The organism is Streptomyces sp. Y1 (genome assembly GCF_041053115.1).
Lineage (GTDB): Bacteria > Actinomycetota > Actinomycetes > Streptomycetales > Streptomycetaceae > Kitasatospora > Kitasatospora rubellomurina.
On record NZ_CP163445.1, the window covers coordinates 4,549,006 to 4,573,832 of the forward strand.

Here is a 24,827-nt window from a genome sequence, read left to right on the forward strand (position 1 = left end):
GCTGAAGGAGCTCCCGCATGCGTCATGCACACCCTGTGGAAACCGTTCGGTCCGCCGAGGCCGAGCTGATGGCGCGGCTGCCGGAGGGCGCGCTGATGCAGCGGGCGGCCGCCGGGCTGGCCGCCACGTGTGCCCGTTTGCTGGGCCGGGTGTACGGCAGCCGGGTGACGGTGCTCGTGGGCAGCGGGGACAACGGAGGTGACGCCCTGTACGCCGGGGCGGCGCTGGCCCGGCGCGGGGCGCGGGTGACGGCGGTGCTGCTGGCGCCCGGGAAGGCGCATGCGGGCGGGCTGGCCGCGCTGCGGGCGGCGCGCGGGCGGGTGACGGCGGAGCAGGAAGTCGGCCTGGCCGACTTCTCGTGCGCGGACCTCGTCCTGGACGGCATCGTCGGCATCGGCGGCCGGGGCGGGCTGCGCCCCGGGGCCGTCCCGTACGCCGAGGCCCGGCGGCGCGGGGTGGTGGTGGCGGTGGACCTGCCCAGCGGGGTGGACGCGGACACCGGCGAGGTGCCGGGCGCGGCGCTGCGGGCGGACGTCACGGTCTGCTTCGGCACGTACAAGCCCGGGCTGCTGATCGACCCCGGGGCCTCGTACGCGGGTGCCGTGCAGCTGGTGGACATCGGGCTGACGCTGCCGCAGCCGGAGCTGACGGCCCTGCAGCACGCGGACGTGGCTGCGCTGTTGCCGCTGCCCGGCGCGGAGAGCGACAAGTACCGGCGCGGCGTGGTCGGGGTGGCGGCCGGCTCGGCGACCTACCCGGGCGCGGCGCTGCTGGCCGTGGCCGGGGCGCTGCGGGGCGGCGCGGGCGCCGTCCGGTACGTCGGAGCGGCGGCGGAGGAAGTGGTGCGGCGCTTTCCCGAGACGCTGGTGACCGAGGGCGGGCCCGCCGGGGCCGGGCGGGTGCAGGCCTGGGTGGTCGGGCCCGGCGGCGGTGAGGGGGCCCGGCAGGCGCTGGCCGAGGCTCTCGCGAGCGACGTCCCGGTGCTCGTCGACGCGGACGGGCTCACCGAGCTCGGCCGGATCGGCCCGTCCGCCCTGGCCGGCCGGACCGCACCCACCCTGCTCACCCCGCACACCGGCGAGGCCGCCCGGCTGCTCGCCGGCGCGGACGGCGGCGCGCCCGCGGCCGCCGACGACCTGGCCGCGCGCCGCCTCGCCACCGCCCGTCGGCTCGCCGCCGCCTACCGGGCGACCGTGCTGCTCAAGGGCTCCACCACGGTGATCGCCGACCCGGGCGGCGCCGTCCGGGTCAACCCCACCGGCACCTCCTGGCTCGCCACCGCGGGCAGCGGCGACGTCCTGGCCGGCCTGGCCGGCTCCCTGCTGGCCGCGGGCCTGCCCCCACTGGACGCGGCCTCGGTCGCGGCCTACCTGCACGGCCTGGCGGGCCGCGAGGCGGCGGGCGCCCCGGGCGCGCCGGTGACGGCCCTGGCCGTGGCGGAGGCCCTCCCGGCGGTCTGGCGCGCCGTCCGGCAGGCCTGACCGGCGGGGGCCGGGCATGCGGCTGCGGGGACCGCCGGGAGCCGGTGGTGGTGCCCGGCAGCCGCGCCCGGCTCCGCTGATCGGTGGGCCGCCGCTGCGGCTCGGTGGGCGGGTCGGGTGGTGTGGCGCGGGGGTTCGGGCCGGTCGTGCGGCTGCGTCCGGGGCCCGCGATGGTGGTGGCGGTGCCCGTGAGGTGGTGGCGGTACCAGGCAGCCGCTTCCGGCTCCGCCGACTGTTGGCCCGCCGGTGCGTCTCGGCGGGTGGGCCGGTCGTGCGGCTGTGGTCTGCGTGCGGGTTCGGCGCCGCGGGGTTGGCCGGTGGCGCTTCGGTTCTCTGGTGCCGGTGGGCCCGCGCTGGCGGCTGGGGCTTCGGGGATGGCTGCGAGGTGCAGGCGGTGCCCGGCGGCCGTGCCTGGCTCCGCGGACCGGTGGCCCGCCCCGGGGCGCCGCCACGATGCAGTCCGGTCGGGCAGCCTGGCCCAGTCGGCTTGGTCTTCCCGGGCCGGGCCCGCCGGTGCGGCTCGGCGGGTGAGCCGGGCGGTGTGGCCCCGCCGGTCCGGCAGGCCTCACCGCCGGGGCGGGCCTTCGGCTGTGGTCGTGGGGGGCGGCCGGGAGGTGGTGGTGCCCGGCAGCCGCGCCCGGCTCCGCTGATCGGTGGCCCGCCGCCATGGCGTGGGCTGCGGTCCGCGTGAGGGTTCGGCTCGGCAGGTCGGCCGGGTCGGCCGAGGCTGCCCATCGGGTCGTAACCGGCTCCCGCCGGAGTGGCGGGGCGGAACCGGAGCGTCCGGGCGTGGCGTCCTCAGCTGGGCGGACGGGCGGTTCGCCGCAGGTCGGCGCGGTGCCGGCCGGTCGTCGTCGGCCGCCGCGCCGATGGGCCGTTCGGCGAGGACTCCGGGACGTCTGGGAGACTGACCCTGATGACAACAGCGAACACGACCGGCACAGTCCCCCTCACCGACGGCGTACGGGCCGAGGCGACCATCGACCTGGGCGCCCTGCGCGGCAACCTCGCCGCCCTGCGGGAGCGCGTCGGGAACACGGCGGTGATGCTCGCGGTCAAGGCGGACGCCTATGGCCACGGGGCGGTCGCGTGTGCCCGGGAGGCGGTGGCGAACGGGGTCGGCTGGCTCGGTTGCGCGATGCCGGAGGAGGCGCTGGCGCTGCGGGCGGCGGGGATCCGCCCGGAGCAGGCCCGGGTGCTGTGCTGGCTGTGGACGCCGGGCGGCCCGTGGCGGGAGGCGCTGCGCGCTGACCTGGACATCTCGGTGAGCGGCCGGTGGGCGCTGGACGAGCTGCTGCCCGCCGTCCGGGAGACCGGCATCCCGGCCCGGGTGCACCTGAAGGCCGACACCGGCCTGGGCCGCAACGGCTGCCAGCCGCACGACTGGCCGGAGCTGGTGGCCGCGGCCCGCCGCGCCGAGGCGGAGGGGCTGCTGAGGGTCGTCGGCATCTGGTCGCACTTCGCGGCGGCCGACGAGCCTGGTCACCCGTCGATCCGGGCCCAGCTGGACTCGTACCGCACCGCGCTGGACGTGGCCGAGGCGGCCGGGCTGCGCCCGGAGGTGCGGCACCTGGCGAACTCGCCGGCCACGCTGCTGCTGCCCGAGTCGCACTTCGACCTGGTCCGCACCGGCCTGGCCGCGTACGGGCTCTCGCCGGTGCCCGAGGTGGGCTCGCCGGCCGACTTCGGGCTGCGCCCGGTGATGGCGCTGAGTGCCCGGCTGGCGCTGGTCAAGCACGTTCCCGGCGGTCACGGCGTGAGCTACGGCCACCACTACACGACGCCCGGGCCGACCACCCTCGGCCTCGTCCCGGTCGGCTACGGCGACGGCATCCCGCGGCACGCGAGCGGCTCCGGCCCGGTGCAGGTCGCCGGCAAGTGGCGTGCGGTGGCGGGCCGGGTGGCGATGGACCAGTTCGTGGTGGACCTGGGCGGCGACACCCCCGCGATCGGCGAGGAGGTGCTGCTGTTCGGCAACGGCGAGCGCGGCGAGCCGACCGCCGAGGACTGGGCCCGGGCCGCCGGCACCATCTCGTACGAGATCGTCACCCGGATCGGCGGCCGGGTGCCGCGCCGCTACGTGGGCGGCAGCGGCGCCGAGGGCCTGTCGGCATGACGGACGCACCGGCCGAGGGCGGCGCGGCCGCGGCGGTGGCGAAGGCCGCCGAGGCGGTCGACGCGGTCAGGGCGGCGGCCGGTGCGGCTTCCGGCGCCTCCGGGACGCCCGGGGTGTCCCGGGCCGGTGTGATCGGGATCTCGGTCGGTGTGCTGGCGGCCGGTGCGGCCGCCGGGGTGGCGATAGAACGGCTGACGGTCGGCCGGGCGATGCGCCGCCGGGTCCGGGACGAGCTGGACGCCAGCGCCCCGTACGGCTCGCTGCGCGGCCGCCCGCTGACGGTTCCGGCGCCGGACGGCACCGAGCTGTACGTGGAGCTGGACGGCACCGGCTGGGCCGAGCCGGACGGCGACGGTGCCGGCGGCGACGGCCCCGAGCCGCTGACCGTGGTGTTCTGCCACGGCTACTGCCTCAACCAGGACAGCTGGCACTTCCAGCGGGCCGCGCTGCGCGAGGGCGTGCGGATGGTCTTCTGGGACCAGCGCAGCCACGGCCGCTCCGAGCGCTCCCGCTCGTACCTGACGGGCGAGCCGGCCGGCATCGACCAGCTGGGCGGGGACCTCAAGGCGGTGCTCGACGCCGTCGCGCCGACCGGGCCGCTGGTGCTGGTGGGGCACTCGATGGGTGGCATGACGGTGATGGCGCTGGCCGACCAGCACCCGGAGCTGTTCCGGGAGCGGGTGGCCGGGGTGGCGCTGATCGGCACCCTGGCGGGGGACTGGAACGAGGTGAGCCTGGGCCTGCCCAAGGCCGGCGCGAAGCTGTTCAAGAAGGTCGCGCCGGGCGTGGTGAAGCTGCTGGGCCGCCAGGTCGAGCTGGTGGAGGCGACCAGGCGGCTGGGCTCGGACGTGACGGGCGTCTTCTACCGGCGGTTCTCGTTCGGCGGCAAGGACGTCGACCCGGGCGTGGTGCGCTTCGCCGAGCAGTTGCTGGACGCGACGCCGATCGACGTGGTCGCGGAGTTCTACCCGGTGTTCGGCGCGCACGACAAGTACGAGGCGCTGGCCGGGCTGCGCGGCCTGCCGACGCTGGTGCTGGCCGGGACGAAGGACCTGCTGACGCCCTCGGCGCACAGCGAGACGATGGCCGAGCGGCTGCCGGGCGCGGAGCTGGTGCTGGTGGAGGGCGCCGGGCACCTGGTGATGCTGGAGCGCCCGGAGCTGGTCGACCGCGAGCTGGCCGCGCTGCTCAGGCGCGCCGCGGAGTTCCGCGGGGCGGCCGAGCCGCCGGGCCCCGCGCTCGACCCCGCGTGAACGCCGGGGCCCGGCACCCCGGGTGAGGGGTGCCGGGCCGGGGCGTCCGGATCAGGCGCTCGCGCCGGCCTTGCGGCGACGCAGGAACACCAGGGTGCCGGCGCCGACGGCGAGCACGGCGCCACCGGTCAGGGCGATCGCGGTGGTGTTGCTGCCGCCACCGGTCTCGGCCAGGTTGGCGCCACCGCGGCTGGCGGCCTTCGACTTGGCCTTGGCGACCGTGTCGGCGGACGGCTTGGCCTTGCCCGCCTCGCCCTGCTTCCGGGCGTTGGCGTCCGGCAGGGTGACCGGGGTGCTGCCGCCGCCCGCGCCGGTGCCGTTGGCGGCGGCGATGGTGAAGCTGGAGACCGGGCTCACCGGGAAGCCCGGGCCCTCGTTGTGGTCGCGCGTCAGGTCGAAGTAGAGCCCGGCCAGCTCGACGGCGGCGTAGTCCGCCTCGGTGTCGGCGGTGAAGGCCAGCTTGAGCTGGATCGTCAGCTTCTCGTCCTTGGCCAGGTAGAACGGCTCGTCGCCGAGGTCCTGGATCTGGGCCAGCAGACCGTTGTTGTCCGGCGTGCCGTTCTTCCAGGCCTTGGTGTTGGGGTCCTGGTACTGGAGCTTGACCTGGGCGGCGGTCAGCTTGTTGTGGGCCGTCCCGATGACCAGGTACGGCCAGAACAGCGACTCGTGGCCGGAGGTGTTGGCGATCTCGGCGCTGAACTCGACGGCCGGGGCGCCCGCGACGACGTTGGTCGGGAAGCCCTTGGTCGTGATCTTGGGGAGGACCATCAGGCCGGTGGGGTCCTGGCTGCTGGTCGCGGTGGGCGTGGGAGTCGCGGTCGCGGTGGGCGCCGCGGTCGGCGTGCCGGTGGCCGTGGCCGTGGGCGCGGCGGTGGCCGGGGCGGTCGCGGTCGCGGTGGGCGTCGCGGTGCCGGTGGCGGTGGGCGCGGCAGTCGGCGTCGCGGTGGGCGTCGGCACCGGCGTGGCGGCGGCGAGCGGCGCGGCGGCGAGCACGGCGGCCGAGGCGAGGACGGCGGCGGTCGGAATCGCGAAACCGCGGCGGAGCTTCATGGATCGGACCTCTGGGAAGCCGGCCGGGACCGTTGGGGCCCCGGGGCGAACGGGACCGGACGGGCGGGAGCCGGGCTCGCACACACGTCCGGAAGGACAGGTTGGGAGGACCGTAGAATCGGATGAGAGCGGGGGGCCGTTCGTCTGCGTCGCGCATCCGGCAAAGTCGATCACAACCGGGCGAAACGACGCCCGGAGCACGTTCGGGCGGGGATGTGGCACGGTAGCGGTGGCGTTCGGTGGGCGGGCGCCGGTACGGACCGAAGGGCAAGACACGCGCATGGGCTCGCACGCCACTCTCACCGTCGCCACCCCGGAGCGGATGGGCCGGCTCGGCCGTGAGCTCGCCGCGCTGCTGCGCCCGGGGGACCTGGTGCTGCTCTCCGGCGAGCTGGGGGCCGGGAAGACTACGCTGACCCGCGGCCTGGGGGAGGGGCTGGGGGTGCGCGGCGCGGTGACCTCGCCGACCTTCGTGATCGCCCGGGTGCACCCCTCGCTGGTCGGCGGCCCGGCGCTGGTGCACGTGGACGCGTACCGGCTCGGCGGGGACCTGGACGAGATGGAGGACCTCGACCTGGACGTCTCGCTGCCGGAGTCGGTGGTCGTGGTCGAGTGGGGCGAGGGCAAGGTCGAGCGGCTCTCCGAGGACCGGCTGGAGGTGCGGATCGAGCGGGCGATCGGTGACGACGCCGGGGAGGACCACGATCCGCGCCGGGTGGTGCTGACCGGGATCGGCCGGCGCTGGGACGACGTCCAGCTGGGGGCGCTCGCCTGAGCCGTGCGCCGTGCGTCGCCCGCCGGGGGCGCTCGCGCCGGCGCGTACGCCGTTTTGCCGACAGGCTGTCGGCAAGGTGTTGCGGGCGGGGTGCCGGGCGTGGTGGGATGGGTGCTGCGGTTAGGTCTGCCTAACTAGGGAGGCGCCATGTCGAGCCCCACCCCCGCCCCCGAGCGGGCCGTGCGCCCCGCCGGGGCCGGAGAGCCCGCCCGCCGCGCTCCGGGCGAGCCGATGCGGGCCCTGTTGGCCGCCTGCGCGGCCGCCGAGGCGGTGTCCACCCCGCCCGAGCCCGAGCCCCGGCACGCCGAGGAGCCCGAGGCGAGGACGCCCCGGGCTGCCTGAGGCCGCTCTCAGGCGACCACGACCACCTTGGTGCCGTTCGGCGCGAAGTCCCAGAGCAGCTGGCCGTTCGGACGGCTGCTGCGGATGCCGCCGGTCTTGCTCTTCGGATCGGCGCTCGCGGTGGAGCCGTCCACGGTCGCGCTGAAACCGAACACCACGCCGCTCTGCTGCGCGAAGCGCACCACGTGCTCGATCTGCTTCTGGTCCGTCCCGGTGCCGCTCGGGGTCCGGCTGTACACCGAGTAGCTGCCCGGGTTCGGCTCGACGGAGCCGGGCGTGACCGGGAAGGCGGCCGTGACCTGCGGGTTCTTCTTCGGGTCGATCAGCCAGACGTAGTGGCCGCTCACCGAGTAGACGACCCGGGTGCCGCTGCCCGAGGAGGCCGGCAGCGCCGGGGCGGTCGGGGTGGCCGACGCGCTCGGCGCCGCCGAGGTCGGCCCGCCGGTGGAGGAGGAGGTGCTGGCGACGGGCTTGGCGCCGCCGGCCCGGTCCTGCGCGCCGTTGGCCTGGAAGGCCAGCAGGCTGACCGCCGCCAGGGCCCCCAGGGTCAGCCCGGTGACCACCACTCCCGGACCCATCTTCGCCACGTGCCGCTCCCGCCGCCGTCCTCTGTACGTAACGCCCCTTATCGTGCCAGGTCCGTCCGGCCGGTTCGCAGCGCCCGGCACGTGTGTTCCGGATGGGTACACCAGCTCGATCGGCCGGTCGGACCAACGTCGGTCTAACCTTGACCCCGTGCTGCTGCTCGCGTTCGACACCGCCACCCCCGCCGTCACCGCCGCCGTCCACGACGGCACGGCCGTCCTCGCCGAGACCCACCAGGTCGACGCCAGACGGCACGGCGAACTGCTGCTGCCCGCCATCGACCAGGTGCTGCGGGCCGCCGGCGTGGACAAACACGGACTGACCGGCATCGCGGTGGGCGTCGGTCCCGGCCCGTACACCGGCCTGCGGGTCGGCCTGGTGACCGCCGCCGCGCTCGGCCACGCGCTGGACCTGCCGGTGCACGGCGTCTGCACCCTGGACGCGATCGCCTTCCAGGCCCGCGCCGAGGGCCTGGCCGGGCAGCCGTTCACGGTGGCGACCGACGCGCGCCGCAAGGAGGTCTACTGGGCCTCGTACGACGCCGAGGGCCGCCGCACCGAGGGCCCCGGCGTGGACCGCCCGGCCGAGCTGACGCCCGCGGCCCGCTCGGTCGGCGCCGGCGCGCTGCTCTACCCCGACGCCTTCCCGGGCGCGCACGGCCCCGAGCACGTCTCGGCCGGCGCGCTGGCCGGCTTCGCCGCCGCCGAACTGGCCGCCGGGCGCGAGCTGCTGCCGAACGTCCCGCTGTACCTGCGCCGTCCGGACGCCCAGGTGCCGGCCGGCTACAAGGCGGTGCTCCCGGCGTGAGGCACCGCACCACCCTGCGCCCGATGCGCTGGTGGGACATCGAGCCGGTGATGGAGCTGGAGCTGAAGCTCTTCCCCGAGGACGCCTGGTCCCACGGGATGTACTGGTCCGAGCTCGCCGAGACCCACCCCGGCGGCTCCCGCCACTACACCGTCGCCACCACCGAGGACGGCACCATCGTCGGCTACGCGGGCCTGATGGCGATCTCCGGCGAGGGCGACGTCCAGACCATCGCCGTCGACGGGGCCCACCAGGGCGCCGGCCTCGGCGCGGCCCTGCTCACCGACCTGATCCGGGAGGCCGCCCACCGCGGCTGCGCCGAGCTGCTGCTGGAGGTCCGGGTGGACAACCCGCGCGCCCAGCGGCTGTACGAGCGCTACGGCTTCCAGCCGGTGGGCATCCGGCGCGGCTACTACCAGCCCGCCAACGTCGACGCGCTGGTGATGCGCCTCGACCACCCGAGCACCGAACCGAAGGACATTGAGGACACCCACCATGGCTGACGAACCGCTCGTCCTCGGCATCGAGACCTCCTGCGACGAGACCGGCGTCGGCATCGTGCGCGGCACCACGCTGCTGGCCGACGCGGTCGCCTCCAGCGTCAACGACCACGCCCGCTTCGGCGGCGTCGTCCCGGAGATCGCCAGCCGCGCCCACCTGGAGGCGATGGTCCCGACCATCCAGCGCGCCCTGGACACCGCCGGGATCAAGGCGAGCGACCTGGACGGCATCGCCGTCACCGCCGGGCCCGGCCTGGCCGGCGCGCTGCTGGTCGGCGTCAGCGCGGCGAAGGCGTACGCCTGGGCGCTGGACAAGCCGCTGTACGGGGTCAACCACCTCGCCTCGCACATCTGCGTCGACCAGCTGGAGCACGGCCGGCTGCCCTCGCCGACGATGGCCCTACTGGTCTCCGGCGGGCACTCCTCGCTGCTGCTCAGCGAGGACATCACCAGCGACGTCCGCCCGCTCGGCGCGACCATCGACGACGCCGCCGGCGAGGCCTTCGACAAGGTCGCCCGGGTGCTCGGCCTGGGCTTCCCCGGCGGCCCGGTCGTCGACCGGACGGCCCGCGAGGGCGACCGCAAGGCGATCCACTTCCCGCGCGGCCTGACCGGCAAGAACGACCCCGAGTACGACTTCTCCTTCTCCGGCCTGAAGACCGCCGTCGCCCGCTGGGTGGAGGCCAAGCGCCGGGCCGGCGAGGAGGTGCCGATCGCCGACGTCGCGGCCTCCTTCCAGGAGGCGGTCACCGACGTGCTCACCCGCAAGGCCGTCAAGGCGTGCAAGGACAACGGCGTCGACCACCTGATGATCGGCGGCGGCGTGGCGGCCAACTCCCGGCTGCGCGAGATGGCCCAGCAGCGCTGCGACCGGGCCGGCATCCGACTGCGGGTGCCCCGGCCGGGCCTGTGCACCGACAACGGCGCGATGGTGGCGGCGCTGGGCGCCGAGATGGTGTGGCGCGACCGCGCGCCGTCCGCCTTCGACCTGTCGGCGGACTCCTCGCTGCCCGTCACCGAGGTGCACGTGCCGCACACCCACTTCCACGACCAGGCCTACGACGCCCTCGGCGGCGGCGCCGCGTGACCGTCGCCGAGATGTGGGAGGCCCGGGCGGCGGCCGGGCGCGGGCCCGAACTCGCCGCCTGGGTGCGGGAGTTCGCGCTGCCCGCGGTGCGCGGCGCGGCCGGGCTGGAGCGCCTGGAGCTGCTCTCCGCCACCGGTGAGCGGGTCCTGCTGATCACCTGGTGGACCGGCGAGCCGGTGCCCGTCGCCGAGCCGCCGGCCGACCTGCTCGGCCGCCCGGTGCACCGCTGGTCCTTCACCAGCGAGCACGTCGAGTAACGGCGTTCCGGGAACCGCCGCCGCGGCCGCTACCGTGCTAGCTGGGAAAGAGCTGGACGGAAGCCGGGAGCGCGCTGCGGTGAACAGGGACGGGCTGAGCAGGACCAGGACGTACGCGGCGGGGGCGCTGGCCCTGCTGGCCTTCGCCACCGCGTGCGGCGACAACGGGGACGGCGGCGCCAAGCCGGCCGCGACCACGGCCGCGTCGGCCGCGCCCCAGCCCGCGGGCGCCGCCGCCGCGCCGACCGCCGCGGCCACCGCGCCCGGCGCGGCCCCGGCCGGTGCCGATGCGGCGGCCTGGGCGAAGTGGAAGCTGACGCCGCTCGCCCCGGCCCCGGCGCCGCCCGCGGACAAGCCGATCAAGCTGGCGAAGACCGGCACCGTCCCGGTGTTCAGCGACGTGAAGACGAGCGACAAGGTCGTCTTCATCACCATCGACGACGGCGCCGAGAAGGACCCGAAGTTCGTCGAGATGCTGACCGACCTCAAGGTGCCGATCTCGATGTTCCTGACCAAGGACATCGTCAAGAACGACTACGGCTACTTCAAGCCGCTCCAGGCGCTCGGCAACCACATCCAGAACCACACCGTCACCCACCCGGTGATGAGCAAGCTCTCGGCCGACAAGCAGAAGTCCGAGATCTGCGACGACCAGTCCGCGCTCACCCAGCAGTACGGCACCGCCCCGCTGCTGTTCCGGCCGCCGTTCGGCGACGGCGCCAACACCGCGATGCTCAACACCTCGGTGCAGGAGTGCGGCCCGCGCGCGATCGTGCTGTGGCGCGAGTCGATGCAGATCCACGACATGCAGTACCAGGCGGCGGACAAGAAGCTGAAGCCCGGCGACATCATCCTGGCGCACTTCCGCGGCCCCAAGGAGCTCAAGGGCGCCACCATGACCGAGATGTTCGGCGACCTGCTGGCCCGGATCCAGGAGCAGGGCTTCTCGGTGGCCCGGCTGGAGGACTACGTCCAGGCGCCCGCCGGCTAGGCCCCTTAAGCCCGGACCGGCTGACCCAGCATCATCAGCGGCCCGTGGTCGGTGCGGCTGAGGACCACCGTGACGGTGTTCGGCCCGGAGGGCTTGAGCTGGCGCCGCAGCTCCTCCGGGGTGATCGCCATCCCGCGCTTCTTGATCACCACCGTGCCGACCCCGCGCTCGCGCAGCAGCGCCTTCAGCTTCTTGATGTGGAACGGCATGACGTCGGTGAGCTCGAAGGCGTGCGCGTACGGGGTGGCGACCAGGTCGTCCGAGGTCAGGTAGGCGATCTTGGGGTCGATCAGGCGCCCGCGCACCTGCTCGGCGACCTCGGCCACCAGGTGGGCCCGGATCACCGCGCCGTCCGGCTCGTACAGGTACCGCCCGACCGGGCCGGCCGGCGGGTCGGGCAGGTCGCCGCCGGCGAGGCTGGCGCCCTGCGGCAGCAGGGTGGCGCGGTGCGGGCGGGCGGCCCCGGTGCCGAACCAGAGCACGGCCTCCTTGACGTCCCCGTGGTCGGAGACCCACTCGGCCTCGGCGTCCGCCGGTACGGCCTCGTGCGGGATGCCCGGGGCCACCTTCAGCGCGCCGATCGGGGTCCGCCGGCCGGCCTCGATCGCCCAGGAGAGCGGCGGGGCGTACGCCTCCGGATCGAACACCCGGCCGCGCGCGGTGCGCCGGGCCGGGTCGGTGAACACCGCGTCGTAGCCGGTGACGTCCACGTCGGCGACGTCCGCGCAGCGCACCTCGACCAGCTCGGCCAGGCCCAGCGCGGCGGCGTTCGCGGCGGTCGCGGCGCAGGCCGCCGGGTCCTTGTCGACGGCCAGCACCTCGATGCCGGCCCGGGCCAGCGCCAGCACGTCCCCGCCGATGCCGCAGCACAGGTCCGCGAGGCGCCGGACGCCCAGCTCGGCGAACCGCCGGGCCCGCCACTCGGCCACGCTGCGCCGGGTGGACTGCTCGACGCCGTTGGGCGTGAAGTACATCAGGTCGGCGTCCGCGCCGAACTTCGCCCGCGCCCGCTGCCGCAGCCGGGCCTGCCCGAACGCCGCCGAGACCAGCTCCGCCGGGTGCTCCCGCCGCAGCCGGGTGGCCAGCGCCAGCTCCTCCTCGGGCGCGAACTCGCGCAGCTCGGCGAGCAGGGCCTGGCCCTGGGGGGTCAGCAGCGGCTGGAGGTTCTCGGTGTCCACGGGGCCATTCTCGCCGGTCAGTGGTGACGGCTCAGGACGAACCAGAGCGGCAGGACGAACGGCGCCAGCCCGGCGACGACCGGGAGGACCCGGTAGCCCTTGCGCCAGGTGCGGAAGGCCACCGCGCCGGGCACCCCGAGGACGAGCGCCGTGTCGACGAACAGGGCGACCGTCAGGACCAGTTCCTGGGCGTGGCCGGGCACGTTCATGACGAGCGCGATCGTGAGCGAGAGGGCGACGAGCGGGAGGACCGCCAGCAGGGGCAGGAGCAGCAGGGCCGGAACCAGGTCGTCCGACAGCGCCGGGTCCACGCGCGTGGGCTTCTGGGGCATGGCCCGAGTGTCGGCCGCCGGGCCGCTGTCGCACATGAGTACGGCTACTCAATCGTCGCGCCGGGCTCCGGGGCGCGTCGTTGGCACTCTGGTTGACTGAGTGCTAACACCGGCCTATGGTCGTCCTTGGCACTCCCCACTGGGGGAGTGCTAACGCGAAGGCGCGTGTCTGACCCCCGCGACGGCAGGCCCGCAGGTTTCGCCCCTACCCGTTAGAAAACCCCGTAATCTCCGAAGGGGAGCTCGGACGTGACCACCAGCAGCAAGGTTGCCATCAAGCCGCTCGAGGACCGCATCGTGGTCCAGCCGCTCGACGCCGAGACCACCACGGCCTCCGGCCTGGTTATCCCGGACACCGCCAAGGAGAAGCCCCAGGAGGGCGTCGTCCTGGCTGTCGGCCCGGGCCGCTTCGAGGACGGCCAGCGTCTGCCGCTCGACGTCGCCGTGGGTGACATCGTCCTGTACTCGAAGTACGGCGGCACCGAGGTGAAGTACCAGGGCGAGGAGTACCTGGTCCTCTCGGCCCGCGACGTTCTCGCGATCATCGAGAAGTAAGTCGTTCCGACCCGCCCCGGATCCGTGTCCCAAGTGACAGGGGCCCGGGGCGTGGTTGTTGGTTCACGTAGTTCGGCGGCCGGTGGGCCGGCCGCAGCCCCGAGGGAATAGGGAACATGGCGAAGATCCTGCAGTTCGACGAGGACGCCCGCCGCTCGCTGGAGCGCGGTGTCAACAAGCTGGCCGACACCGTCAAGGTGACCATCGGCCCCAAGGGCCGCAACGTCGTCATCGACAAGAAGTTCGGCGCCCCGACCATCACCAACGACGGTGTCACCATCGCCCGTGAGGTCGAGCTGGACGACCCGTACGAGAACCTTGGCGCGCAGCTCGTCAAGGAGGTCGCCACCAAGACCAACGACGTCGCGGGCGACGGCACCACCACCGCCACCGTGCTGGCCCAGGCCCTGGTCAACGAGGGTCTGCGCAACGTCGCCGCCGGCGCCGGCCCGGCCGCCCTGAAGAAGGGCATCGACAAGGCCGTCGCCGCCGTCTCCGAGCACCTGCTGTCCGTGGCCCGCGAGATCGAGGGCAAGGACGACGTCGCCGCCGTCGCGTCCCTCTCCGCCCAGGACGCCCAGGTCGGCGAGCTGATCGCCGAGGCGATCGACAAGGTCGGCAAGGACGGTGTCATCACCGTCGAGGAGTCGAACACCTTCGGCGTGGAGCTGGACTTCACCGAGGGCATGCAGTTCGACAAGGGCTACCTGTCGCCGTACTTCGTCACCGACGCGGAGCGCCAGGAAGCGGTCCTGGAGGACCCGTACATCCTGATCAACCAGGGCAAGATCTCCTCCATCCAGGAGCTGCTGCCGCTGCTGGAGAAGATCCTGCAGAGCGGTGCCTCGAAGCCGCTGCTGATCATCGCCGAGGACGTCGACGGCGAGGCGCTGTCGACCCTGGTCGTGAACAAGATCCGCGGCACCTTCAACGCCGTCGCCGTCAAGGCCCCGGGCTTCGGCGACCGCCGCAAGGCGATCCTCGGCGACCTGGCCGTCCTGACCGGCGGCACGGTCATCTCCGAGGAGGTCGGCCTCAAGCTCGACCAGGCCGGTCTGGACGTGCTGGGCACCGCCCGCCGCGTGACCATCACCAAGGACGAGACCACCATCGTCGACGGCGCCGGTGACACCGAGGCCGTGGCCGGCCGCGTCGCCCAGATCAAGGGTGAGATCGCCGCCACCGACTCCGACTGGGACCGCGAGAAGCTGCAGGAGCGCCTGGCCAAGCTGGCCGGCGGCGTCTGCGTCATCAAGGTCGGCGCCGCCACCGAGGTGGAGCTGAAGGAGCGCAAGCACCGCCTGGAGGACGCCATCTCGGCGACCCGCGCCGCGGTCGAGGAGGGCATCGTCGCCGGTGGTGGCGCCTCCCTGGTCCACGCCGCCAAGGTGCTGAACGACGGCCTGGGCCTGTCGGGCGACGAGGCCACCGGTGTCGCCGTGGTCCGCAAGGCGCTGCACGAGCCGCTGCGCTGGATCGCCCAGAACGCCGGCCTGGAGGGCTACGTCATCACCTCCAAGGTCGCCGACCTGGAGATCGGCCAGGGCTACAACGCGGCCACCGGCGAGTACGGCGACCTGGTGAAGGCCGGCGTCATCGACCCGGTCAAGGTCACCCGCTCCGCCCTGGAGAACGCCGCCTCGATCGCCTCCCTGCTGCTCACCACCGAGACCCTCGTGGTGGAGAAGAAGGAGGAGGAGGCCGACGCCGGTCACTCGCACGGCGGTCACGGCCACTCCCACTGAGGCCCGCGCCTGACGGCCTGAACGGCTGACCGGAGGCCCGGTCCGCGCCCCTCGGGGCGGCGGGCCGGGCCTCCGGCGTCGGCGGCGGCAGCCGCCCTCCGAGCGGCGGCTCCGGTACGATCCGCTTGAAGACTCAACTATCAGAAGAATTTTGCTCCTGGCAAAGATTGCCTTATAACTGAGGCATGATCGAGGCCCGCCATCTGCGCGTCCTGCGTGCCGTCGCCCGCACCGGCTCCTTCTCCGCGGCCGCCCGCGAGCTGGGCTGTACGCAGCCCGCCATCAGCCAGCAGATGAAGGCCCTGGAGAAGTCCGTGGACACCCCGCTGGTGGTCCGCTCGGGCCGGGGCATGCAGCTCAGCGAGGCCGGGAAGGTCCTGCTCAAGCACGCCACCGGGATCCTGGCCGGGCTGTCCGCCGCCGAGGAGGAGGTGGCCGCGATCGCCGGGCTGCGGGCCGGGCGGGTGCGGCTGGTGTCCTTCCCGACCGCCAGCTCCACCCTGGTGCCGCCGGCCGTCGCCCGGCTGCGGGACGGCCATCCGGGGGTGCGCGTGTCGCTGGTCGAGGCGGAGCCGCCGGAGTCGCTGGCGATGCTGCGCGGCGGCGAGTGCGAGATCGCGCTGGCCTTCCGCTACCCGCAGTCGGGCGGCGGTGCGCCGGCGGCGCCCGCGCACGGGACGGCGCGCGAGGCGCGCGCCGAGGCCAACCTGGAGGCGCAGCAGCTGAGCGCCGGCGCCGACTGGTCCGACCTGGTGGCCACCCCGCTGCTGGACGACCCGCTGGTGGGCCTGCTGCCCGCCGCGCACCCGCTGGCCGGGCGCGGCGGGCCGGTGGAGCTGGCTCAGCTGGCGGGGGAGCAGTGGATCGCCGGCTGCCCCCAGTGCCGGGGCCACCTGGTGGAGCTGTGCGCGGCGGCGGGCTTCGAGCCCCGGATCGACTTCGCGACCGACGACTACCCGGCGGTGGTCGGCCTGGTGGCGGCCGGGCTGGGGGTGGCGGTGCTGCCCCGGCTGGCGCTGCAGTCGGTGCGTCCTGACGGCGTGTCGACGGTGCCGGTGCGGACGGCCGCCGGGGCGCCGGCGGTGCGTCAGGTGGTGGCGCTCACCCTGCCGGACCTCGCCGAGGTGCCGGCGGTGGCGCTGATGCTGGAGCGGCTGGCGGGGGCGGCTGCCGACCGCTGACGGCCGGTGGGCCCGGTCCGCGAGGCCCGGTCCGCCGGATCGGGGGTGCCGGGTCGGTGGCGCCGGGTCGGTGGCGCCGCGAAGAAACGTTTCTCCACGGCGCGTCGTGGCGGCCGGGGCTAACGCTGCGCGATCGCCGGCGGGGTCAGCGGGACCTCCACCAGCCGGTGCCGCGAGCGGCCCAGCATCTCCTCGCGCTCGTCCTCGGTCATCCCGCCCCAGACGCCGTACGGCTCCCGGACCGCCAGCGCGTGCGCCGCGCACTCGGCGATCACCGGGCAGCGCATGCACACCTCCTTGGCGCTGGTCTCGCGCGAGCTGCGTGCCGCGCCGCGTTCGCCCTCGGGGTGGAAGAAGAGCGAGCTGTCCACGCCACGGCAGGCCGCGGAGAGCTGCCAGTCCCAGAGGTCCGCGTTGGGGCCCGGGAGGCGGGAGAAATCTGCCATGGCTCATTCCCTTCAGAGGCTCGTCTGCCGTGGGCCGGACGCTCGGCGGGCTGCTGCCGGGCGTTGCGGCGGGGCGTCGATGCACCGGTGTGGACACCTGGAAATATGACTTAAGGCAACTCCATGGACAAGTCACCCACAGACTGGCACAACAGTCAATGACCATACGAAAGCTATAAAAACGGGCAAAGGGGGCAAGGGATTTGGGCGGGCGCGGACGTGGCAATCGGGTGTCCGGCGGGCGCGCGACGCTCCGCACCGGTGTGCGGGTCGCGCGCCCACCGCGCGCGAGCTGCGGAAAAGTGCGGCGTGTGCACCGCGATGCGGCTGATCGGTAACGGGTTGGCCACGTACAGTGGTGGAGATGGCCCTGAAGGCCGTAACTCATTCGAGTGACGGTCGTTGGAAGTGCGGAGGCGGTTAGCGGGCGCCGGACGTCGGGAACGATCGCGGACGAGTTGGGGCGATCAGCACGGAGTCTGTCGCCGATCGGCCGTGTCGGAGAGGTTCGTACCAGCCAGGAGGCTCAACGTGACGCGGATCAGCTGCGGAGGACGACGGTCATGACTTCCGTTCTCGTTTGCGACGATTCCCCGCTCGCCCGCGAGGCGCTTCGCCGCGCGGTCGCGACCGTACCCGGTGTGGACCGGGTCACCACCGCGACGAACGGGGAGGAGGTCCTGCGCCGCTGGGTGGCCGACCGCTCCGATCTCGTCCTGATGGACGTCCGGATGCCCGGCCTCGGCGGGGTGGAGACGGTCCGGCGGCTGCTGTCCGCCGACCCGGGCGCGCGGATCATCATGCTCACCGTCGCCGAGGACCTCGACGGTGTCGCGCTCGCGGTGGCCGCCGGCGCCCGCGGGTACCTGCACAAGGACGCCTCGCGCGCCGAGCTGCGGGCCACCGTCACCCAGGCCCTCGCCGACCCGACCTGGCGGCTCGCCCCGCGCCGGCTGCGCAGCCCGGACATGGGCGCGGCGCCGACCCTGACGGCGCGTGAGATCCAGGTGCTCGAAGGCATGAGCCACGGCCGCAGCAACGCCGAGATCGGCCGTGAGCTGTTCCTCTCCGAGGACACCGTCAAGACCCACGCCCGACGGCTGTTCAAGAAGCTCGGGGCCTCCGACCGTGCGCACGCGGTGGCGCTGGGCTTCCGCTGGGGCCTGGTCCGCTGACCGCCGGCGGCGCCGTCGGCTGCGGCGCGCCGCCGTCGAATCCGGAGGCGGACACCGCACGGGCGTGTGACGTCGCGGCCCCGAGGTTGCACCATGGAGGAGTGGAGCACCTCGGGGACCAGCGGACAGGCACTGCGGCGAACCACGCAGCCGCAGGACACTCGGCACACTCGGCGGACGGCGCGACGGACGGGACCGCCGACCACGGCGGGGCGGGAGGCGGCACGGTGCAGGAGGGGCCGGTGGTGCCCGGCGGCACGCCGTACGGTGTCGCAGCGCATAACGTTCCGGTGCACAACTCCGGACGCGGTGCCGCGTTTTCCCGGTCGACCAGGCACCATGGACCGATGCGTGACGACGTCGCCGGTGCGGCCGGCCAGGCGGACCCGGTGGAGGCCGAGCCCTCCGCGCCGGGTCTCGATCCGTCGTACACCGACTCCGGCGCCGCCGGCGAACCCGGCGGGCCGATGAGGCCCAGCCGTCCGCCGGTGCTCGGCACGGGCGGTTCGCCGCTGGTCGGCGAGCTGGTCGGGGACGCCGTCCGGGGCGAGGGGCCGGCCATCGAAGCGCTGCTCGCCTACGTCCACCCGCTCGCGCTGCGGTACTGCCGGGCCAAGCTGGCCCGACTGCCCGGCGGCGCCCGGCACCACGTGGACGACGTCGCGCAGGAGGTCTGCGTCGCGGTGCTGTGCGCGCTGCCCCGGTACAAGGACCAGGGGCGGCCGTTCGAGGCCTTCGTCTACGGGATCGCCGCGCACAAGATCGCCGATCTGCAGCGGGCCGCGATGCGCGGGCCCGGCTCGACCGTGGTGCCGCAGGACGACCTGCCGGAGGTGCCGGACGAGGCGCTCGGCCCGGAGGAGCAGGCGCTGCTGAGCAGCGACGCGGCCTGGGCCAAGGAACTGCTCTCCAACCTGCCGGCCCGCCAGCGCGAGCTGGTGCTGCTGCGGGTGGCCGCCGGGCTGTCGGCGGAGGAGACCGGCGAGGTGCTGGGGATGTCGCCGGGCGCCGTCCGGGTCGCGCAGCACCGGGCGCTCAGCCGGCTGCGGGCGCTCGCGGAGGAGTCGTCCTGAACCCGGGGCCGGAATGGCCCACGGGGGGTGGTTGTTGTCAAGGGCACACGAGGACACATTCGCGGTGCCAGTACCATGGGGTATCGGCGCCTGGGCGGGTCGCCAAAGTTTCGCGGGTGAACGCGGGGTTCCTTTGGAGGTTCCTCCATAGCCACCCGGCTTTCGGCGGTCCGGACGAGTGAGCGATGTATGCGCCCCCACCCTCAGGGCGCGAGCGGATCAAGCCGGCCACGGAAGGTACCCCCGAAATGTCTTACAACGCCGCAGGCGTACCCGAGAAGTTCGCGATGCTCGGGCTCACGTTCGACGACGTCCTGCTGCTGCCCGGGGCTTCCGCGGTGCTGCCGAACCAGGTGGACACCTCCTCCCGGGTCTCGCGCAACGTCCGCGTCAACATCCCGCTGCTGTCCGCGGCGATGGACAAGGTCACCGAGGCGCGGATGGCCATCGCGATGGCCCGCCAGGGCGGCGTCGGCGTCCTGCACCGCAACCTGTCGGTCGAGGACCAGGCCAACCAGGTCGACCTGGTGAAGCGCTCCGAGTCCGGCATGGTCACCGACCCGATCACGGTCGGCCCGGACACCACGCTGGCCGAGGCGGACGCGCTGTGCGCCAAGTTCCGCATCTCCGGCGTGCCGATCGCGGACGCGGCCGGCAAGCTGCTCGGCATCGTCACCAACCGCGACATGGCCTTCGAGTCGGACCGCAGCCGCCAGGTCCGCGAGATCATGACCCCGATGCCGCTGATCACCGGCAAGGTCGGCATCTCCGGCGAGGACGCGATGGCGCTGCTGCGCCGCCACAAGATCGAGAAGCTGCCGCTGGTCGACGACGAGGGCCGGATCAAGGGCCTCATCACCGTCAAGGACTTCGTCAAGGCCGAGCAGTACCCGAACGCCGCCAAGGACGCCGAGGGCCGGCTGCTGGTCGGTGCCGCGGTGGGCGCCAGCGCCGAGGCCTTCGACCGGGCCCAGGCCCTGGTCGAGGCGGGCGTGGACTTCCTGGTCGTCGACACCTCGCACGGCCACAGCCACAACGCGCTGGCCTGGATCGAGAAGATCAAGTCGGCCGTCAAGGTCGACGTGGTCGGCGGCAACGTCGCCACCCGGGACGGCGCCCAGGCGCTGATCGACGCCGGCGTGGACGGCGTCAAGGTCGGCGTCGGCCCCGGCTCCATCTGCACCACCCGCGTGGTCGCCGGCATCGGCGTCCCGCAGATCACCGCCATCTACGAGGCCGCCCAGGCCTGCCAGGCGGCCGGCGTGCCGGTCATCGGCGACGGCGGCCTGCAGTACTCGGGCGACATCGGCAAGGCGCTGGCCGCCGGTGCCGACACCGTGATGCTCGGCTCGCTGCTGGCCGGCTGCGAGGAGTCCCCGGGCGAGCTGCTGTTCATCAACGGCAAGCAGTTCAAGTCCTACCGCGGCATGGGCTCGCTGGGCGCCATGCAGTCGCGCGGCCAGGGCCGCTCGTACTCCAAGGACCGCTACTTCCAGGCCGAGGTGGCCTCGGACGACAAGCTCGTCCCCGAGGGCATCGAGGGCCAGGTGCAGTATCGCGGCCCGCTGTCGGCCGTGCTGCACCAGCTGGTCGGCGGCCTGCGCCAGACCATGGGCTACGTGGGCGCCGCCACCATCGCCGAGATGGAGAGCAAGGGCCGCTTCGTCCGGATCACCGCGGCGGGCCTCAAGGAGAGCCACCCGCACGACATCCAGATGACCGTCGAGGCGCCGAACTACTCGGCCCGCTGACGCGCTGACCCGGGAAGGGCCCGCTCCGGCGGGCCCTTCCGCGTGTCCGGGGGCCGGGCCGTCCGGGCGGCGGCCCCTCCCGCGGCCTTCGGCTCGGAGGCGAGCGCGCGAGCCGCGGTACGGGATACTGGAGGGCGGCCGGGGTGACCCGGCGGGCATGAGCAACAAACCAGAAGGGCTCGAAGTGACTGAGATCGAGATCGGGCGAGGCAAGCGCGGCCGCCGGGCGTACTCCTTCGACGACATCGCCGTCGTCCCCAGCCGTCGCACCCGGGACCCGAAGGAGGTCTCGATCGCCTGGCAGATCGACGCCTACCGCTTCGAGCTGCCCTTCCTGGCGGCCCCGATGGACAGCGTGGTCTCGCCGCAGCAGGCCATCGCCATCGGCCGGCTCGGCGGCCTCGGCGTGCTGAACCTCGAAGGCCTCTGGACCCGCTACGAGGACCCGCAGCCGCTGCTCGACGAGATCGCCTCGATCACCGACGAGGCCGCCGCGACCCGCCGCCTGCAGGAGGTCTACGCCGCGCCGATCCGCGCCGAGCTGATCAAGCAGCGCATCCAGGAGGTCCGCGACTCCGGCGTGGTCACCGCCGCCGCGCTCTCGCCGCAGCGCACCGCCGAGTTCTCCAAGGCCGTCGTGGACGCGGGCGTCGACGTCTTCGTCATCCGCGGCACCACCGTCTCGGCCGAGCACGTCTCCAGCGCCGCCGAGCCGCTGAACCTCAAGCAGTTCATCTACGAGCTCGACGTCCCGGTGATCGTCGGCGGCTGCGCCACCTACACCGCCGCGCTGCACCTGATGCGGACCGGCGCGGCCGGTGTGCTGGTCGGCTTCGGCGGCGGCGCCGCCCACACCACCCGGAACGTGCTGGGCATCCAGGTGCCGATGGCCACCGCCGTCGCCGACGTGGCCGCCGCCCGTCGCGACTACATGGACGAGTCCGGCGGCCGCTACGTGCACGTGATCGCGGACGGCGGCGTCGGCTACAGCGGCGACATCCCGAAGGCCGTCGCCTGCGGCGCCGACGCGGTGATGATCGGTGCCGCGCTGGCCCGGGCCACCGATGCGCCCGGCAAGGGCTTCCACTGGGGCATGGAGGCCGTCCACGAGGAGCTGCCGCGCGGCAAGCGGGTCAACCTCGGCACCGTCGGCACCACCGAGGAGATCCTGACCGGTCCCTCGCACACCCCGGACGGCACGATGAACCTGTTCGGCGCGCTGCGGCGGGCGATGGCCACCACCGGCTACACGGAGCTCAAGGAGTTCCAGCGGGTCGAGGTGACGGTCAACCCGGCGCTCAACCACCGCTGAGTCCGCTGACGAAGGCCCTCGCCGGCCCCCGGAGACCGGGGGCGGGCGAGGGCCTAGGTGCGGGTGGCGGCGCGGCGGGTGAGCAGGTAGCCGCCGATCAGCGCGATGGCGTAGAAGGCGAGGTCGAGCGGCCGGAGGTCGGCGCGCCAGCCGGCCAGCGCGTCGTGCGGCAGGCCGTCCGGCCCGGGGCCGTCGGCGCGGACCTGGCGCAGGTGTTGGGTGAGCTGGCCGAGTAACAGGGCGGCCGCCGCGAGCAGGGCGCCGAGGGGCGGGAGCAGGCGGCTCGGGCCGCCGAGCCGGCCGAGCGGGAGTGCGATCAGGCCGGCCTGGGCGATGGCCAGCCAGCCGAGGCTGTCGGCCGCCCGCAGCGGGGCGCAGCCGTACGCCAGGGCGCCGAGCAGCGCGGCGAGCAGGGCGAGGGCGATCGCCGGGGCGGTGCGGCGGCGCGGGGCCGCCCGGTGGGTGGGGGCGACGGGCTCGTACCCCGTGACCGGGGCGCCGGGCATGCCGGGGGCGACGTACCCCTCGGGCGCGGCCGGGAGCGGTGCGACCGTGTAGTGCTGCGCGGTGGGCGGGCGGACCGACTGGCCGTCAGCGTCCGGTGCGGGTGCGGTCATGGGCGTCGAGTCCCCCCGGAAAGACGATGAAGCTGCCGAACGGTAGCAGCGTTTCGGACGGATCTCGGCGAGTTTTCGATCACAGATCGGGCACGGAGCGCCGCGAGCGTTCCGGTTCGTCCGGGCTCGGGGCAGGGGGTGGGTGGTCGTGGGCCCGCGGGACAGGGGATGATGGAGGCTTGGCCGTCCGGGCCCGGCAGGGCCGACGCGCCGTCACCACGACCGCCGGCAGCACATGGGGGAACGTTCCGAATGACCGAGGCGCAGGGCTCCACCGGCCGCCTGCTGGCCGGCCGCTACCGGCTGACCGCGGTGCTCGGGCGCGGCGGCATGGGCACCGTCTGGCGCGCCGAGGACGAGATGCTGGACCGGACCGTCGCGGTCAAGGAACTGCGGATGAACGCCAGCGTCGAGGAGGAGGAGAAGCACCGGCTGATCGTCCGGACGCTGCGCGAGGCCAAGGCGACCGCGCGGATCCGGCACAACTCGGCGGTGACCGTCTTCGACGTGGTCGAGGAGGACGACCGGCCGTGGATCGTCATGGAGCTGGTCGAGTCCCGCTCGCTGGCCGACGTCGTCCGCGAGGACGGGCCGTTGGAGCCCGCCCGGGCGGCCGAGATCGCGCTGGACGTGCTGGGCGTGCTGATGTCCGCGCACGCGCTGGGCATCCTGCACCGTGACGTGAAGCCGTCCAACGTGCTGATCGGCGAGGACGGCCGGGTGGTGCTGACCGACTTCGGCATCGCCAGCGTGGAGGGCGACGCCTCCGTCACCTCCACCGGCATGCTGGTCGGCGCGCCCTCGTACATATCCCCGGAGCGGGCGCGCGGGCAGAAGCCCGGCCCGCCCGCCGACCTGTGGTCGCTCGGCGGCACGCTGTACGCGATGGTGGAGGGCCGGCCGCCGTACGACCGGGGCTCGGCGCTGGCCACGCTGACCGCGGTGATGACCGAGGACCTGACCGTGCCGGCGAACGCCGGGCCGCTGCTGCCGGTGATCGAGGGGCTGCTGGAGAAGGACCCGGCGAAGCGGCTGGACGCCTCGCAGACCCGGTCGATGCTGAAGCGGGTGGTCGCCGAGGCCACCGCGAAGGCGGAGTCGACCACCGAGCACGCGGTGCCGCTGAAGCCCGCCGCCGAGGAGGCGAAGGGCGAGCCGGCGGAGACCGAGCCGGCGCAGGCCGATCCGCTGCAGGCCGAGCCGGCGCGGGCCGAGCCGGAGCGTCGACGGACCGTCGGCGGGCTGCTCGGGACCGTCCGGGTCGGCAGCCGGGCGCGGGACGAGGAGCCGGCGGCCGCCGTGGAGCCGGCGGCCGAGCCGGCCGCTGCCGCCGCGGCCGGGGCCGCCTCCGCGCCGGAGCCCGAGCCGATCCGGCCGGTGACCAGCGAGTGGACCAGGGGCGCCACGCAGGCGGCCGGCGCCGACCCGCGCAAGGGCCGGCGGCGGCTGGCCGTGGTCACCGTGGTGCTGGTGCTGCTGCTGATCGCCGGGGTGGTCGCGGTGGTCCGGGCGGTCGGCGGGGACGACGGCGCGACCGGCGGGACCGCGCACGGCGCCGGCTCCGCCGCGCCCGTCGTGGCGAGCACCGAGGCGACCCCGAGCCAGAGCGCGTCCGCGCCCACCGAGCCCGCCCCCACCACGCCGGCGCCCACCGAGCCGCCGGCCACCGGCGCGAGCTCGGCCGCCGCGCCGCCCCCGCCCGCCGCCACCACGCCCGCGGCGCAGCCCCCGGCGCCCGCCCCGAGCACGACGCAGGCCGCGCCGGGCGCTCCGGTGCCCGCCGGGTTCCACGAGTACAAGGACCCGAGCGGCTTCTCCGTCACCCTGCCGGACTGGCTGCAGCCGGCCGGCTCGGACGGCAACCGGCGGATCTTCAAGAACGCCGCGGACGGCAGCCAGCTGCGGATCGAGTGGACCACCTCGCCGGGCGCGAGCGCCCTCGCCGACTGGCAGGACTCCGAGCCCAACGTGCGCGGGCAGGTGACCAACTACCAGCGGCTGAACCTGGCGGCGATCAGCTACCGGCAGTGGAGCAACGCGGCGGACTGGGAGTGGACCAACGGCACCCCCAAGACCCACTCGCTCAACCGCGGCTTCGTGACCGGCAGTCCGGCCAAGTACGGCTACTCGATCTACTGGATCGTCCCGGACGCGCAGTGGGCCGCGCAGGCCCAGGCCCGGGACGTCGTGTTCGGCAGCTTCCAGCCGGCGCCGTAGC

At 74.4% G+C, this 24,827-nt stretch carries 24 protein-coding genes; 18 read left to right on the forward strand and 6 right to left on the reverse strand.

Features of this window, described 5'->3' with window-relative positions; genetic code table 11:
- The first annotated feature begins 17 nt into the window (after positions 1-17).
- From AB2U05_RS19665 to AB2U05_RS19675, 3 genes are all read left to right on the forward strand, one after another.
- Positions 18-1,481 carry an NAD(P)H-hydrate dehydratase gene (locus AB2U05_RS19665; RefSeq protein ID WP_369183848.1) on the forward strand — a complete coding sequence of 488 codons (1,464 nt, stop codon included), beginning with the start codon at positions 18-20 and terminating at the stop codon, positions 1,479-1,481.
- Between the two features lie 916 nt (positions 1,482-2,397).
- Positions 2,398-3,597 carry an alanine racemase gene (gene alr / locus AB2U05_RS19670; protein ID WP_045693026.1) on the forward strand — a complete coding sequence of 400 codons (1,200 nt, stop codon included), beginning with the start codon at positions 2,398-2,400 and terminating at the stop codon, positions 3,595-3,597.
- Positions 3,594-4,850 (forward strand): alpha/beta fold hydrolase, encoded by a 1,257-nt coding sequence (locus tag AB2U05_RS19675; protein ID WP_078859634.1) that lies wholly within the window; start codon positions 3,594-3,596, stop codon positions 4,848-4,850. Before alr ends, AB2U05_RS19675 begins: the two co-directional genes overlap by 4 nt.
- 51 nt (positions 4,851-4,901) lie before the next feature.
- Here the strand turns inward: AB2U05_RS19675 and AB2U05_RS19680 are convergent, their stop codons facing one another.
- Positions 4,902-5,900, reverse strand: a complete 999-nt coding sequence (locus AB2U05_RS19680) for an LAETG motif-containing sortase-dependent surface protein (RefSeq protein ID WP_369183849.1) — start codon at positions 5,898-5,900, stop codon at positions 4,902-4,904.
- 280 nt (positions 5,901-6,180) lie between these two features.
- On the opposite strand from AB2U05_RS19680, the gene tsaE reads away from it, so the two are divergent.
- Both tsaE and AB2U05_RS19690 read left to right on the forward strand, forming a co-directional pair.
- Positions 6,181-6,675: a tRNA (adenosine(37)-N6)-threonylcarbamoyltransferase complex ATPase subunit type 1 TsaE gene (tsaE, locus tag AB2U05_RS19685; RefSeq protein ID WP_045693025.1), complete on the forward strand. Its 495-nt coding sequence runs from the start codon at positions 6,181-6,183 to the stop codon at positions 6,673-6,675.
- Positions 6,676-6,822: 147 nt separating this feature from the next.
- Positions 6,823-7,017: a hypothetical protein gene (locus AB2U05_RS19690; protein WP_045693024.1), complete on the forward strand. Its 195-nt coding sequence runs from the start codon at positions 6,823-6,825 to the stop codon at positions 7,015-7,017.
- An 8-nt stretch (positions 7,018-7,025) separates the two neighbouring features.
- Here the strand turns inward: AB2U05_RS19690 and AB2U05_RS19695 are convergent, their stop codons facing one another.
- Entirely contained in the window at positions 7,026-7,595 is a 570-nt protein-coding gene (locus AB2U05_RS19695) for a hypothetical protein (RefSeq protein WP_052706152.1), read from the reverse strand.
- Positions 7,596-7,752: 157 nt separating this feature from the next.
- Between AB2U05_RS19695 and tsaB the strand changes: the two genes are divergently transcribed.
- The 5 genes from tsaB (at position 7,753) to AB2U05_RS19720 (ending at position 11,244) form a co-directional block, all read left to right on the forward strand.
- Entirely contained in the window at positions 7,753-8,409 is a 657-nt protein-coding gene (tsaB, locus tag AB2U05_RS19700; RefSeq protein WP_045693022.1) for a tRNA (adenosine(37)-N6)-threonylcarbamoyltransferase complex dimerization subunit type 1 TsaB, read from the forward strand.
- The gene (gene rimI / locus AB2U05_RS19705) at positions 8,406-8,912 is read left to right on the forward strand and encodes a ribosomal protein S18-alanine N-acetyltransferase (protein WP_341845991.1); all 507 of its coding nucleotides are present in this window, start codon (positions 8,406-8,408) and stop codon (positions 8,910-8,912) included. The genes tsaB and rimI overlap by 4 nt, the downstream gene beginning before the upstream one ends.
- Positions 8,905-9,996: a tRNA (adenosine(37)-N6)-threonylcarbamoyltransferase complex transferase subunit TsaD gene (gene tsaD / locus AB2U05_RS19710; RefSeq protein WP_045693021.1), complete on the forward strand. Its 1,092-nt coding sequence runs from the start codon at positions 8,905-8,907 to the stop codon at positions 9,994-9,996. The genes rimI and tsaD overlap by 8 nt, the downstream gene beginning before the upstream one ends.
- Positions 9,993-10,253 (forward strand): hypothetical protein, encoded by a 261-nt coding sequence (locus AB2U05_RS19715; protein WP_369183850.1) that lies wholly within the window; start codon positions 9,993-9,995, stop codon positions 10,251-10,253. Before tsaD ends, AB2U05_RS19715 begins: the two co-directional genes overlap by 4 nt.
- 79 nt (positions 10,254-10,332) lie before the next feature.
- A complete protein-coding gene (locus AB2U05_RS19720; RefSeq protein ID WP_045708446.1) occupies positions 10,333-11,244 on the forward strand; it encodes a polysaccharide deacetylase family protein in 912 nt (303 codons plus the stop codon).
- Between the two features lie 5 nt (positions 11,245-11,249).
- Here the strand turns inward: AB2U05_RS19720 and AB2U05_RS19725 are convergent, their stop codons facing one another.
- Together AB2U05_RS19725 and AB2U05_RS19730 are read right to left on the reverse strand one after the other, a co-directional pair.
- Positions 11,250-12,422, reverse strand: a complete 1,173-nt coding sequence (locus AB2U05_RS19725; protein WP_045693018.1) for a class I SAM-dependent methyltransferase — start codon at positions 12,420-12,422, stop codon at positions 11,250-11,252.
- A 17-nt stretch (positions 12,423-12,439) separates the two neighbouring features.
- Entirely contained in the window at positions 12,440-12,754 is a 315-nt protein-coding gene (locus AB2U05_RS19730; protein WP_157882000.1) for a hypothetical protein, read from the reverse strand.
- Positions 12,755-13,003: 249 nt separating this feature from the next.
- Here AB2U05_RS19730 and groES point away from each other — a divergent pair, with 249 nt between their 5' ends.
- From groES to AB2U05_RS19745, 3 genes are all read left to right on the forward strand, one after another.
- A complete protein-coding gene (gene groES, locus AB2U05_RS19735) occupies positions 13,004-13,309 on the forward strand; it encodes a co-chaperone GroES (RefSeq protein ID WP_014136232.1) in 306 nt (101 codons plus the stop codon).
- A gap of 116 nt (positions 13,310-13,425) precedes the next feature.
- A complete protein-coding gene (gene groL, locus AB2U05_RS19740; protein WP_045693016.1) occupies positions 13,426-15,054 on the forward strand; it encodes a chaperonin GroEL in 1,629 nt (542 codons plus the stop codon).
- Between the two features lie 185 nt (positions 15,055-15,239).
- A complete protein-coding gene (locus AB2U05_RS19745) occupies positions 15,240-16,235 on the forward strand; it encodes a LysR substrate-binding domain-containing protein (RefSeq protein WP_369183851.1) in 996 nt (331 codons plus the stop codon).
- Positions 16,236-16,354: 119 nt separating this feature from the next.
- Here the strand turns inward: AB2U05_RS19745 and AB2U05_RS19750 are convergent, their stop codons facing one another.
- Positions 16,355-16,681 carry a WhiB family transcriptional regulator gene (locus tag AB2U05_RS19750; protein ID WP_031062931.1) on the reverse strand — a complete coding sequence of 109 codons (327 nt, stop codon included), beginning with the start codon at positions 16,679-16,681 and terminating at the stop codon, positions 16,355-16,357.
- 563 nt (positions 16,682-17,244) lie between these two features.
- On the opposite strand from AB2U05_RS19750, the gene AB2U05_RS19755 reads away from it, so the two are divergent.
- From AB2U05_RS19755 to AB2U05_RS19770, 4 genes are all read left to right on the forward strand, one after another.
- Positions 17,245-17,856 (forward strand): response regulator transcription factor, encoded by a 612-nt coding sequence (locus AB2U05_RS19755; protein ID WP_014136228.1) that lies wholly within the window; start codon positions 17,245-17,247, stop codon positions 17,854-17,856.
- Positions 17,857-18,323: 467 nt separating this feature from the next.
- On the forward strand, positions 18,324-18,929 hold the full coding sequence (gene shbA / locus AB2U05_RS19760) for an RNA polymerase sigma factor ShbA (RefSeq protein ID WP_045693092.1): 606 nt from the start codon (positions 18,324-18,326) through the stop codon (positions 18,927-18,929).
- Positions 18,930-19,177: 248 nt separating this feature from the next.
- Positions 19,178-20,680, forward strand: coding sequence for an IMP dehydrogenase (gene guaB / locus AB2U05_RS19765; RefSeq protein ID WP_045693014.1), 1,503 nt, complete (start codon positions 19,178-19,180; stop codon positions 20,678-20,680).
- Between the two features lie 184 nt (positions 20,681-20,864).
- On the forward strand, positions 20,865-21,992 hold the full coding sequence (locus AB2U05_RS19770) for a GuaB3 family IMP dehydrogenase-related protein (protein ID WP_045693013.1): 1,128 nt from the start codon (positions 20,865-20,867) through the stop codon (positions 21,990-21,992).
- Between the two features lie 53 nt (positions 21,993-22,045).
- On the opposite strand, the gene AB2U05_RS19775 is transcribed toward AB2U05_RS19770, so the two are convergent.
- Positions 22,046-22,609 (reverse strand): hypothetical protein, encoded by a 564-nt coding sequence (locus tag AB2U05_RS19775; RefSeq protein WP_369183852.1) that lies wholly within the window; start codon positions 22,607-22,609, stop codon positions 22,046-22,048.
- A 252-nt stretch (positions 22,610-22,861) separates the two neighbouring features.
- Here AB2U05_RS19775 and AB2U05_RS19780 point away from each other — a divergent pair, with 252 nt between their 5' ends.
- Positions 22,862-24,826, forward strand: coding sequence for a serine/threonine-protein kinase (locus AB2U05_RS19780; RefSeq protein WP_369183853.1), 1,965 nt, complete (start codon positions 22,862-22,864; stop codon positions 24,824-24,826).
- The last annotated feature ends 1 nt before the right edge of the window (position 24,827 follow it).

Excerpts from the sequence above, each read along its gene's own strand:
- AB2U05_RS19665 (WP_369183848.1), top strand. The coding sequence starts at position 18 with ATGCGTCATGCACACCCTGTGGAAACCGTTCGGTCCGCCGAGGCCGAG.
- alr (WP_045693026.1), top strand. The coding sequence starts at position 2,398 with ATGACAACAGCGAACACGACCGGCACAGTCCCCCTCACCGACGGCGTA.
- AB2U05_RS19675 (WP_078859634.1), top strand. The coding sequence starts at position 3,594 with ATGACGGACGCACCGGCCGAGGGCGGCGCGGCCGCGGCGGTGGCGAAG.
- AB2U05_RS19680 (WP_369183849.1), bottom strand. The coding sequence starts at position 5,900 with ATGAAGCTCCGCCGCGGTTTCGCGATTCCGACCGCCGCCGTCCTCGCC.
- tsaE (WP_045693025.1), top strand. The coding sequence starts at position 6,181 with ATGGGCTCGCACGCCACTCTCACCGTCGCCACCCCGGAGCGGATGGGC.
- AB2U05_RS19690 (WP_045693024.1), top strand. The coding sequence starts at position 6,823 with ATGTCGAGCCCCACCCCCGCCCCCGAGCGGGCCGTGCGCCCCGCCGGG.
- AB2U05_RS19695 (WP_052706152.1), bottom strand. The coding sequence starts at position 7,595 with ATGGGTCCGGGAGTGGTGGTCACCGGGCTGACCCTGGGGGCCCTGGCG.
- tsaD (WP_045693021.1), top strand. The coding sequence starts at position 8,905 with ATGGCTGACGAACCGCTCGTCCTCGGCATCGAGACCTCCTGCGACGAG.
- AB2U05_RS19730 (WP_157882000.1), bottom strand. The coding sequence starts at position 12,754 with ATGCCCCAGAAGCCCACGCGCGTGGACCCGGCGCTGTCGGACGACCTG.
- groL (WP_045693016.1), top strand. The coding sequence starts at position 13,426 with ATGGCGAAGATCCTGCAGTTCGACGAGGACGCCCGCCGCTCGCTGGAG.
- AB2U05_RS19745 (WP_369183851.1), top strand. The coding sequence starts at position 15,240 with ATGATCGAGGCCCGCCATCTGCGCGTCCTGCGTGCCGTCGCCCGCACC.
- AB2U05_RS19750 (WP_031062931.1), bottom strand. The coding sequence starts at position 16,681 with ATGGCAGATTTCTCCCGCCTCCCGGGCCCCAACGCGGACCTCTGGGAC.
- AB2U05_RS19755 (WP_014136228.1), top strand. The coding sequence starts at position 17,245 with ATGACTTCCGTTCTCGTTTGCGACGATTCCCCGCTCGCCCGCGAGGCG.
- shbA (WP_045693092.1), top strand. The coding sequence starts at position 18,324 with ATGAGGCCCAGCCGTCCGCCGGTGCTCGGCACGGGCGGTTCGCCGCTG.
- guaB (WP_045693014.1), top strand. The coding sequence starts at position 19,178 with ATGTCTTACAACGCCGCAGGCGTACCCGAGAAGTTCGCGATGCTCGGG.
- AB2U05_RS19775 (WP_369183852.1), bottom strand. The coding sequence starts at position 22,609 with ATGACCGCACCCGCACCGGACGCTGACGGCCAGTCGGTCCGCCCGCCC.
- AB2U05_RS19780 (WP_369183853.1), top strand. The coding sequence starts at position 22,862 with ATGACCGAGGCGCAGGGCTCCACCGGCCGCCTGCTGGCCGGCCGCTAC.